Source organism: Bifidobacterium sp. UTBIF-68 (genome assembly GCF_006408855.1).
GTDB lineage: Bacteria > Actinomycetota > Actinomycetes > Actinomycetales > Bifidobacteriaceae > Bifidobacterium > Bifidobacterium reuteri.
Map to the genome: position 1 here is coordinate 85217 of NZ_JFAN01000018.1, position 9299 is coordinate 94515.

A 9299-nucleotide genomic window follows, 5' to 3' on the forward strand; every position below is an offset into this window, starting at 1 on the left:
TGAAATTGCGAAATTGTGAAATGGTGAAATTGGGGCATGACAAGCGTCCGAAATGCGGGATGATGACGAAGCGCTGAGCGTAATAGTCTCAAATAATGAGACGATAGCCATGCGAATCCAAGGCTGAAACCAGAGGAAACAACCGTGCATTACCTCGCTTTGGCGAAAAAACAAGACTGTTCTTCCGAATATTTTTTCTTTATTATGCAGTCGTTGGTTTTGGGCAGGACTTGCAGCGGACCTACAGTTCGGCGGATTCAGACGGATTCAGAAGAATCCTGTGCCGGGCATCGCATACAGCCGGGCCGATCCAGCAGCAATCGTTTTCGGGAGAGGAAGTCGGCATGATTCGTCGCGCCTGCGCGCAATGCGCAGCATCAGTCACCAAGCGACTGTGCGCGTTGGTTGCCATCGTGTTCGCAGTCACGTTGATCGCCACCACCATCGCGCCTGCCGTGCTCGCGCCGCAGCAGGCGTATGCCGTTACCGGCACCAGCTCCTCCAGCTCATCGAGCAGCGTCGACTACGCCACATGGGCCGAGGTCTCCACGGCGATGGACAAGCAGCTCAACGAGGGCCTCAAGACCTACAAGGACGGCAACACCGCAGGCTCCACGTCCGCGTTCATGTCCGCCTACAACCAGATCTACGTGGCCTCCAACTTCACCGCCGTCGTGCACGACACCATCGGCGCGGACAAGCAGCTCGCCCAACAGCAGGCATTCCAGGGCATCCAGAACCTCTCCTACACCGCAGGCAACGAAGACCAGCTCGCCCAGCAGATCGCCTCGCTGACCGCCGACCTCGATGCCACCGCGCAGCAGCTCGACGGCAACGCCCAGCTCGCCAAGCCGAAGGCCTACGCCGAGGCGCTGCAGCAGCAGCTGGCCAAGGAGCGCAAGGAGCTCGACGCCAAGAAAAAGAAGAACCCGGGCAAGGGCAACCGCTCCTGGACCGACGTGGCCAATGAGATGACCCCGATCCTCGACAACGCCTACAAGGCATACGAGCAAGGCGATGGCGCCAAGGGCGCCACCCTCGTCAACAACGCCTACTACCAGTACTACGAGAAGCTCGGCTTCGAGAAGAACGTGATGAACGCCATCAGCGGCAACCGCGTCTCCGAGGTCGAATACCAGTTCAAGATGTGCCGCAAGTCGATGAACACGGGCGCCCCGCTCAAGGACACCAAGAAGCTCATCGACGACCTCAAGGCCATGCTGGTCAAGGACGCCGGCATCCTCGACGGCGGCGCGGCCGACCAGGAAGGCGGCTTCACCAAGTTCATCACCAGCGCGGTCGGCCAGGCCTTCCTCATCCTCATCCGTGAAGGTCTTGAGGCGCTGCTGGTGGTCGCCGCCGTGATCGCCTACCTAGTCAAGTCCGGCAACAAGCGCTTCACCAAGTGGATCTACGTGGGTGTGCTGGTCGGCCTTGCCGGCTCCGGCATCATCGCTGTGATCTTCGGCCTCATGTTCGGCGGCTCCGGCCCCCAGCAGGAGATCATGGAAGGCATCTGCGCCCTGATCGCTATGGGCATGCTGCTGTGGACCAGCAACTGGATGCTCAACAAGAGCTCGGTCGAGGCATGGAACCGATACATTCGCACCAAGACCGAGGCCGCGGTGGCATCCGTGTCCTCCCAGGCCGAATCCGGTGAGAAGGTCGCGTTCGGTACCGTGGTCTCGCTCGCTATGCTGAGCTTCCTCGCTGTGTTCCGCGAGGGTGCCGAAACCGTGATCTTCTATGAATCGATCTATTCGATGAGCCAGGATTCCAAGGGCATGTGGACCGGCGGCATCGCTGCGGCCGTGGTGCTCGTGATCATATTCCTGATCATCCGCTTCACCTCCGTGAAGATTCCGATCGGCCCGTTCTTCCTGATCACCTCGATCCTGATGTCCGTGCTGGTCGTCGTCTTCGCTGGCGGTGGCGTGCACGCGCTGATTGAGGGCGACGCCCTGCCCGCCAATTACCTGCAGGGCGTACCGACGAACGACTGGCTCGGCTTCTACCCGTACGTCGAAACGATTGTGGCGCAGATTATCGCCGCTATCGCCGTCATCGCATTGTTCGTGGTCGGCTTCATCAAGCAGCGCCGCCTCAAGGCCGGCTCCGCGCCAGCCGCGAGCAATACCGAGGCTACTGCGGATACGCGGTGACCGGTGACGGATTGACGGTCGCGCCAACAGTGCCAGTGCCGTCCGCCCCAATCCAATCAAGGCCAATCCAAGCCACCTCAATCCAACCCAATCCAAGCTTTCCCTGAATAATCCATAACTCAACAATCCGTGAATTCCATTCACACCAAGAAAAAGGAAACAAGAGAAATGATGAAGAACAAGAAGATCGCCGCTCTGCTCGGCCTGCTGCTCGCCGGCACGATGACCGTCTCCATGGCGGCCTGCGGCCAGACCAGCAGCGCATCCTCCGACACCAAGTCGGACTCCTCCTCCCAGTCCTCCGACTCCAGCGATACCAGCAGCGACGCCGGCGCCGGCTTCGAGGAAGTCCCGGTCGGCCCGTCCGGCACCGCCGAAGAGCAGGATCAGGAAGCCGGCCCGCTGACCGTGGGTGCCGTCTACTTCCAGCCGATCGATATGGAGCCGGCTTCCATGGGTCTCAAGGCCGCGGACGCCTCCTTCCACCTCGAGGCCGACATCCACGCCAACGAGAAGGGCACCGAACTCGGCTACGGCAAGGGCGACTTCATCCCTGACCTGACCGTGAACTACACCATCATCGACAAGTCCACCGGCAAGGAAGTCGAGGGCGGCACCGCCACCTCCGGCACCTTCATGCAGATGAACGCCTCCGACGGCCCGCACTACGGCGCCAACGTCAAGCTCGACAAGGCCGGCACCTACCAGCTCAAGCTCTCCATCGAGTCCCCGGCCGCCAAGGGCTGGATGCTGCACGTCGACCCGGAGACCGGCGTCAAGGGCCACTTCTGGACCGAGCCGATCGAAGTCACCTTCGACAACTGGGACTACACTCCTCGCCAGTGGTGAGTCTCAAGGACAGTTTCCCTCTGACGAGAGAGCTGTCCGAGTGAAGCGAGGGCTGAGGGAGAAAACGGAGCGGCCGTAAGGTCGCGAGAACCATATGGCGCGAAGCGCGATTCTGTGTTATTGCGGTACCGCGCGGGTTTCTCTCCCCCCAGTCGACTCCGCCGACAGCCCCCTCGTCAGAGGGGGCTTCAGTCCGTTTATGGCACATTAGCCAAACCCCACAAGGAAAGGGCGTTGAATGCTGGAACAATTCGTTGCGGTGATGCCGGGGACATTGGCCCCAGCGTTGCTGGTCATGTGCCTGAGCGTGATGCTCACCGTGGGCGAAGGCCGCGACAAGCCAATCAGTGCATACTGGCGGCTGTGGGGGCTTGGCATCGGCATCGTCGCCGCCATCGTGTTCGCCGCCCTGCGTGCCACGGCCGTCATCAACCAGCGCACGTTCATCAACTATCCGGTGCTCATCGCGGCCGTGATCGTGGATGTGCTCGCGATCGCCGCGGTGCTCGCCGCGCCCCGCATCACTCATGACTGGGCCAAGCATGCGGTCTGGATGCACGTGGCCAACGCGGTGGCCGCTGTGCAGATCGCACTCACTGTCTTCTATGCGCTGCCGGACGTGATTCTGCAGCTCACCATCTGGGTGGAGCCGGGGGAGACGGCCTTCACCTCGGCCATGCTGCTGCGTGCGCTCGGCTTCCTGCTGGGCGTGGCCATGTCCATCGTGGTGGCCGCCATCTTCCGCACCATGCGCACCACCGCAGTACGCTGGGCGTTCACCATCGCCGTCGTCGCCGTGATGGTGATTCTGCTCGTCCAGCACTTCACCGGCCTGATGCAGATACTGCAGGCGCGCGGCTTCCCGATCGGCCACACGGGCTTCGTGGCGCTTGCCTGGTCGATCAACCATAATTCCGCGATGATCATGGCCCAGGCTCTTGTGTTCCTCGTGCCGGCCGTGGCATCGGTGGTCGCCGGCTTCCGCATGAAGACGCACGATGTCCCGGGCGCGAACGAGGCCACATTGCGCCGTCACAAGGCATTCCGCCGTCACGCCATCGCCGCCGCGGCATGGAGCCTGATCGCGGCGATCGGCGTCACCGCCACCCTGACCGTGGGCGTGGCCGCCACCCATCAGACCATCACACTTTCCCCGCCCGAGGCGTACTCGCTCAAGGACGGCGTCGCCACCATCCCGTTCACCCAGGTGGAGGACGGACACCTGCATCGCTTCGAATACAAGGCCAAGGACGGCACCGTGATGCGCTTCATCATCATCCGCAAGAACGGCGGCGCGTACGGCATCGGCCTCGACGCCTGCGAGAACTGCGGTGACGCCGGCTACTACGAGAAGAACGGCAAGATCATCTGCAAGAAGTGCGAGGTGGCTATCAACCTCGCCACCATCGGCTTCAAGGGCGGCTGCAACCCGATCCCATTCCCGTACAAGACCGGCAACGGCAAAATCACCATCCAAACCACCGATCTGGACGCCCTGAGCGTCCACTTCCAGTGAACGTAAGGCAGGAGGCAAATCATGTTCTTTCTGCGAATGATCGCGCGGTCGTTCACTCGGCAGCTGCGCAGGCGTTTGCTCATCGCGCTGACCGTGTGCCTGTCGGCCACCGTTAGCGTTTCGATGCTGGGCGTCGTGTTCGACGTGGGTGACAAGCTCAACGCCGAACTGTCCACCTATGGCTCGAACATCACCGTGCAGCCCAAGTCGGACGCCGTGGTCTCGGACCTGTACAACACGGAGGGCGGCGACGGCGGCACGTCCGGTGGTTCGGCGTCCGCCAGCGACCCGACCTCCTTCCTCAAGGAATCGGACGCAGCCAAGATCAAGACTATTTTCTGGGCGTTCAACATCACGAATTTCGCGCCTGAGCTCAACCAGCATGTCACCGCTATCAACACCAAGCCGGTGACCCAAGGCGACGGCTGGGCGGTGAGCCTTGCCGACTACCCGACCCAGAAGAACACGCCCGTGGTGGGCACGTGGTTCAACAAGAAGCTCACGCTGCCGTCCGGCGAGACCACGGTGGTGGGCGTCGAAGGCATGCGCTCATGGTGGAAGCTTGAGGGACGCTGGCCCAAGGACGACACCAAGGAGGCCGTGATCGGCAAGGATCTGGCCAAGTCGCTTGGCGTCAACGCGGGGCAGAGCCATGAGGACGAGGCCGCCGTGCAGGTCGGCGGCATGGTCACACTCACGCACGGCGACAAGTCCATCGACTTCAAGATTGTCGGTGTCTACGATTCCGGCGATGACGACAACAGCGCCATGTACGTCTCCTCCTCGCAACTGCAGGAATTGGTCGGCCTGCCCGATTCGGTGAACAAGATCGAGGTCAAGGCGCTGACCACGCCGGAGAACGACCTCGCGCGCAAGGCAGCCAAGAACCCGGCCGCGCTCAGCCAGGACGAATGGGAGACGTGGTACTGCACCGCCTATCCGAGCTCCATCGCCTACCAGATCGAGGAGGTGATTCCGGGGGCGGTGGCCAAGCAGGTGCGGCAGGTGGCCGCGCTGCAGGGCAATGTGCTGCAGAAGACGCAGGCTGTGATGATTCTGATGACGGTATTGAGTCTGATTGCGGCGGCCGTGGCCGTGGCGAACCTGATGGTCGCCTCGATTGGCGAACGGTCCTCGGAACTGGCGCTGCTCAAGGCCATCGGCGCTACTGATGGTGCCGTATCCCGCCTGATGATGGCGGAGACGGCGGCGATTTCGCTGCTCGGCGCTCTGGTCGGTGCAGGACTCGGCTCTGCGGTGGCGCAGCTGATAGGCCACGTGGTCTTCGGCTCGGGCATCACGATGCGCCCGATGGTGTTCGTATTGGTGTTCGTGCTGCTCGCGGTGACCGTGCTGCTCGCCTCGGCCTCGTCCATCCGCTCGATTCTGAGCCTGAAGCCTGCGGAGGTGCTCCATGGCCGCTGAGTTGCACTCCGCCTTCGGCGGTGCCGGTTATGTCGGTTGTGCCGGTTGTGCCGGTTGTGTCGCCTCCTGGGTGCGGAAGGACGTTCCGACGTGGTCAGCCGGGGAATGCCGCGATTTCGCGATGTCATCCTCGGCTATGATCGCTTCCTCGCGTGAGACCGTCCTTTCGCTCTTCTTCGGAATCGTCGTCAACGTATGCAAGAAAGGAGACCGCCGATGACCAATACCGGCATGTTCTTCAGAATGCTGTTCAGCGCGGTGTTCCGCCGTCGTTCGCGCGCGGTGATGGCTGTGGTGGCCTCGCTGGTGGGTGCTGCCACACTGTTCTGCCTGGCGATGATCTGCATCGCCGTGCCGCAGCAGATGAACGAGGAGATGCGCGCGTATGGCGCGAACCTCATCGTGACGCCTACCGCCTCCGGCACTGACGGCAAGGCCGGCATCGACTCGGCCATGGTCGCGCATACCACCGAAATGGTGGCTGCGAAAGGCTCCGAAAAGCACGCCACCTATCGCTACGAGAATGTGCGCGTGAACGCAGCCCCTTACGTGATGGCCGGTATCGATGTCGCCGAGGTGAAGAATCTCAACCATCACTGGGTGGTGGACGGATCATGGCCCTCCGCCGGCAAAGTGATGATCGGCCGCGACGTGGCCGACGCGATGGGCTTGGAAATCGGCGGGCGCATCACCATCGGCTATCGTGCCGCCGACAACGCCGGTTCCTCCACTTCGGGTTCCTCTGATGAGGAAGCTGGCGCAGCGAATGCTGCGACTGAGGGAGAGACCGGCAATACCAATGGTTCGCAGAGCTCGTCTGCGAACGCCTCCTCCGACCAGCCCACCCAGGACGGCCGCGTCTCCAGCGACATCATGGACACCTCCGGCACCGAGTTCCGCGTCGCCGGCATCGTGGACACGGGCGGCAGCGAGGACTCCATCATCTACGCCACCAACGATGACGTCGCCAAACTCACCGGCACCACTCGCGGTGTGGACGTCATCGAATACTCGGCCGGCACGGAAGACCTGAACGCCCTCGTAGCCAGCATCAACGACATGACCTCGATGCATGTCAAGGCCCAGCCGGTCACCAAGATCACCTCGTCCGATACGCGTATCATCACGATGCTGCAGACCCTGTTCTGGATCGTCTCGCTGGTGGTGCTGGCGCTGACCTTGGTGGGCGTGGGCACCACCATCAGCTCCATCGTCTCCCAGCGCCGCAATGAGATCGGTCTGCGCAAGGCGCTCGGTGCCAGCTCGTCGGCCATCGGCGCGGAATTCTACGTGGAATCGGCCATGTACGGCCTGATCGGCGGTCTTATCGGCACCGCGATCGGCTTCGGCCTGGCGCAATGGCTATGCGTGGCCGTGTTCCAGCGCTCCATCGGCTTCAACTGGTGGCTTGCCGCCGCATCCGTGGCGCTGTCCGCGCTGGTGGCGGTCGTCGCCTCGATCCCGCCCGTTCACCGCGCCACCCGCATCGACCCGGCCGTGGTGCTGCGCGAAGAATAACCCCCCATGCGCGGGCTCCCTCCTTTCTGCCTCTCTGAAGCGGAGGAGCGGAGGAGCGGCGCCTGCCAGAACGACTAGACTCATTAGCAATCAGGAGAACCATCATGGATATGCTGCTTGAACTCGACCATATCTCGAAGATCTACGGCGACCTGCATGCCGTGGATGACCTCAGTCTCACCGTGCCGCAGGGCGAATGGCTAGCCATCGTCGGCTCGTCCGGTTCCGGCAAGACCACGCTGATGAACATGATCGGCTGCATGGATACGCCGTCCAAAGGCTCGGTGAAGCTCGAAGGCCGCAAGCTGGAGGACCTCAACGCCTCGCAGCTTGCGGACGTGCGCAAGAACATGATCGGTCTGGTGTTCCAGAAGTTCTATCTGGTGCCGCATCTGACCGCCGTGGAGAATGTGATGGTGGCGCAGTACTACCATTCGGTCGTCGATGAGAAGCAGGCCCTTGAGGCGTTGGAGAAGGTGGGATTGAAGGATCGCGCCCATCATCTGCCCGGCCAGCTCTCCGGCGGCGAGCAGCAGCGTGTGTGCGTGGCCCGCGCGCTGATCAACGAGCCGAAGCTCATCCTGGCCGACGAGCCCACCGGCAATCTGGATGAGAAGAACGAGAAGATCGTGCTCGACCTGTTCCGTCAGCTGCACCAGCAGGGCACCACCATCATCGTGGTGACGCACGACGCGCTGGTGGCCAGCTGCGCCGAGCGCGAGATCATGCTCAACCACGGCGTGCTGGTGGGTGAAAAGTGGAATGACGAGAAGGCCCGCGAAGCCTATGAGGCGGCCGGCGGCAAGCCCGCCTCCACCGGTGCGCAGGTCGAAGGCGCGCAGACCGGCGAAACCGCCATCGGATTCGCCGATCCCACCAAAGCCGCCAAAACCGGCGACTCGCTCAGCGAATAGCCTGGCGGATGCCGCCGTTACCCGGCCAGACCAAGCCGCAGCAAGTACATCGGGCGCCTTCTTTTGAGGGGAGCTAGTAGGGGCTGGTGACGAAGCTGATTGAGTGGGGCGGAATCGCGCCGCTTCCCGACCGGTCTCTGGCAGCAAACCAGGTTTCCCTCTCTGAGAGAAGCCGTTATGGGTTCCGCTCATGCGACGATATTTGGTTCCCTCTCCGAGGGGAGCTGTCATGCAGTGACCGAGGTGAGTCTCCGCATGACCTTGAATCAATAGGATTGAAATATGACCGACAAGAACACGTTGAAGAAAACAGCCACATTGGCCGCAGCGGGACTGGTGGTAACCGGTGCGCTGCTCGCCGGTTGCGGCGAATCCAAGGCCACCCCGATGGATGACCAGTATTCCGGCAATTCCGGCGAGACCCAGCAATCCCAGGAGGAGCAGCCGCAGTCAAGTGGGTCGGTTTCCGGCGATTCCGGCGATTCGGCCGACTCGAGCAATGGCTCGTCCTCGGATTCGTCGTCCACCACGTCCGACAAGAAGGACACCGGCAATTACAAGGACGGCGATTACTCCATCAATGGCCAGTACGGGCCGATTGGTGAGGATTCCATCGATGTGCATCTGACCATCAAGGACGGCAACGTCGAGAACGTCGAGATTGTGGGACATCCGTTCACCACAATCTCCAAGAACCATCAGAACGCTTTTGCCAAGGCCATCAATGGTGTGGTGGACGGCAAGCCGCTCAAGGATCTCAAGGTGGACAAGGTGGCAGGAGCCAGCTGGACGTCCGAAGCATTCAACAAGGCGCTTGAGATCGCCCGGCAGGAGGCCTCCATTCAGGAGTAGCCCCATCTCGCGGGGCAAATCCTCGGGTTGGTGGTGATTGTGCCCCGGTGGTATGTGCTCAGT

At 62.0% G+C, this 9299-nt stretch carries 7 protein-coding genes; all 7 read left to right on the plus strand.

The genetic code is table 11. The features are described 5' to 3' along the window. Window positions 1–344 precede the first annotated feature (344 nt). The 7 genes from BW14_RS06320 (at window position 345) to BW14_RS06350 (ending at window position 9236) form a co-directional block, all read left to right on the plus strand. Entirely contained in the window at window positions 345–2162 is a 1818-nt protein-coding gene (locus tag BW14_RS06320; RefSeq protein ID WP_140489652.1) for an FTR1 family protein, read from the plus strand. Window positions 2163–2330: 168 nt separating this feature from the next. After that, window positions 2331–3011 carry an iron transporter gene (locus BW14_RS06325; RefSeq protein WP_140489654.1) on the plus strand — a complete coding sequence of 227 codons (681 nt, stop codon included), beginning with the start codon at window positions 2331–2333 and terminating at the stop codon, window positions 3009–3011. A 238-nt stretch (window positions 3012–3249) separates the two neighbouring features. Next, complete coding sequence (locus BW14_RS06330) at window positions 3250–4527, plus strand: DUF2318 domain-containing protein (protein WP_140489656.1); 1278 nt, start codon at window positions 3250–3252, stop codon at window positions 4525–4527. Between the two features lie 21 nt (window positions 4528–4548). Next, a complete protein-coding gene (locus BW14_RS06335; protein WP_140489658.1) occupies window positions 4549–5952 on the plus strand; it encodes an ABC transporter permease in 1404 nt (467 codons plus the stop codon). 216 nt (window positions 5953–6168) lie between these two features. Further along, the gene (locus BW14_RS06340) at window positions 6169–7470 is read left to right on the plus strand and encodes an ABC transporter permease (protein WP_140464015.1); all 1302 of its coding nucleotides are present in this window, start codon (window positions 6169–6171) and stop codon (window positions 7468–7470) included. Between the two features lie 110 nt (window positions 7471–7580). Further along, the gene (locus BW14_RS06345) at window positions 7581–8384 is read left to right on the plus strand and encodes an ABC transporter ATP-binding protein (RefSeq protein ID WP_140464021.1); all 804 of its coding nucleotides are present in this window, start codon (window positions 7581–7583) and stop codon (window positions 8382–8384) included. 282 nt (window positions 8385–8666) lie between these two features. Beyond that, a complete protein-coding gene (locus BW14_RS06350) occupies window positions 8667–9236 on the plus strand; it encodes an FMN-binding protein (protein ID WP_044089823.1) in 570 nt (189 codons plus the stop codon). Window positions 9237–9299: the final 63 nt, after the last annotated feature.

Excerpts from the sequence above, each read along its gene's own strand:
- BW14_RS06320 (WP_140489652.1), top strand. The coding sequence starts at position 345 with ATGATTCGTCGCGCCTGCGCGCAATGCGCAGCATCAGTCACCAAGCGA.
- BW14_RS06325 (WP_140489654.1), top strand. The coding sequence starts at position 2,331 with ATGATGAAGAACAAGAAGATCGCCGCTCTGCTCGGCCTGCTGCTCGCC.
- BW14_RS06330 (WP_140489656.1), top strand. The coding sequence starts at position 3,250 with ATGCTGGAACAATTCGTTGCGGTGATGCCGGGGACATTGGCCCCAGCG.
- BW14_RS06335 (WP_140489658.1), top strand. The coding sequence starts at position 4,549 with ATGTTCTTTCTGCGAATGATCGCGCGGTCGTTCACTCGGCAGCTGCGC.
- BW14_RS06340 (WP_140464015.1), top strand. The coding sequence starts at position 6,169 with ATGACCAATACCGGCATGTTCTTCAGAATGCTGTTCAGCGCGGTGTTC.
- BW14_RS06345 (WP_140464021.1), top strand. The coding sequence starts at position 7,581 with ATGCTGCTTGAACTCGACCATATCTCGAAGATCTACGGCGACCTGCAT.
- BW14_RS06350 (WP_044089823.1), top strand. The coding sequence starts at position 8,667 with ATGACCGACAAGAACACGTTGAAGAAAACAGCCACATTGGCCGCAGCG.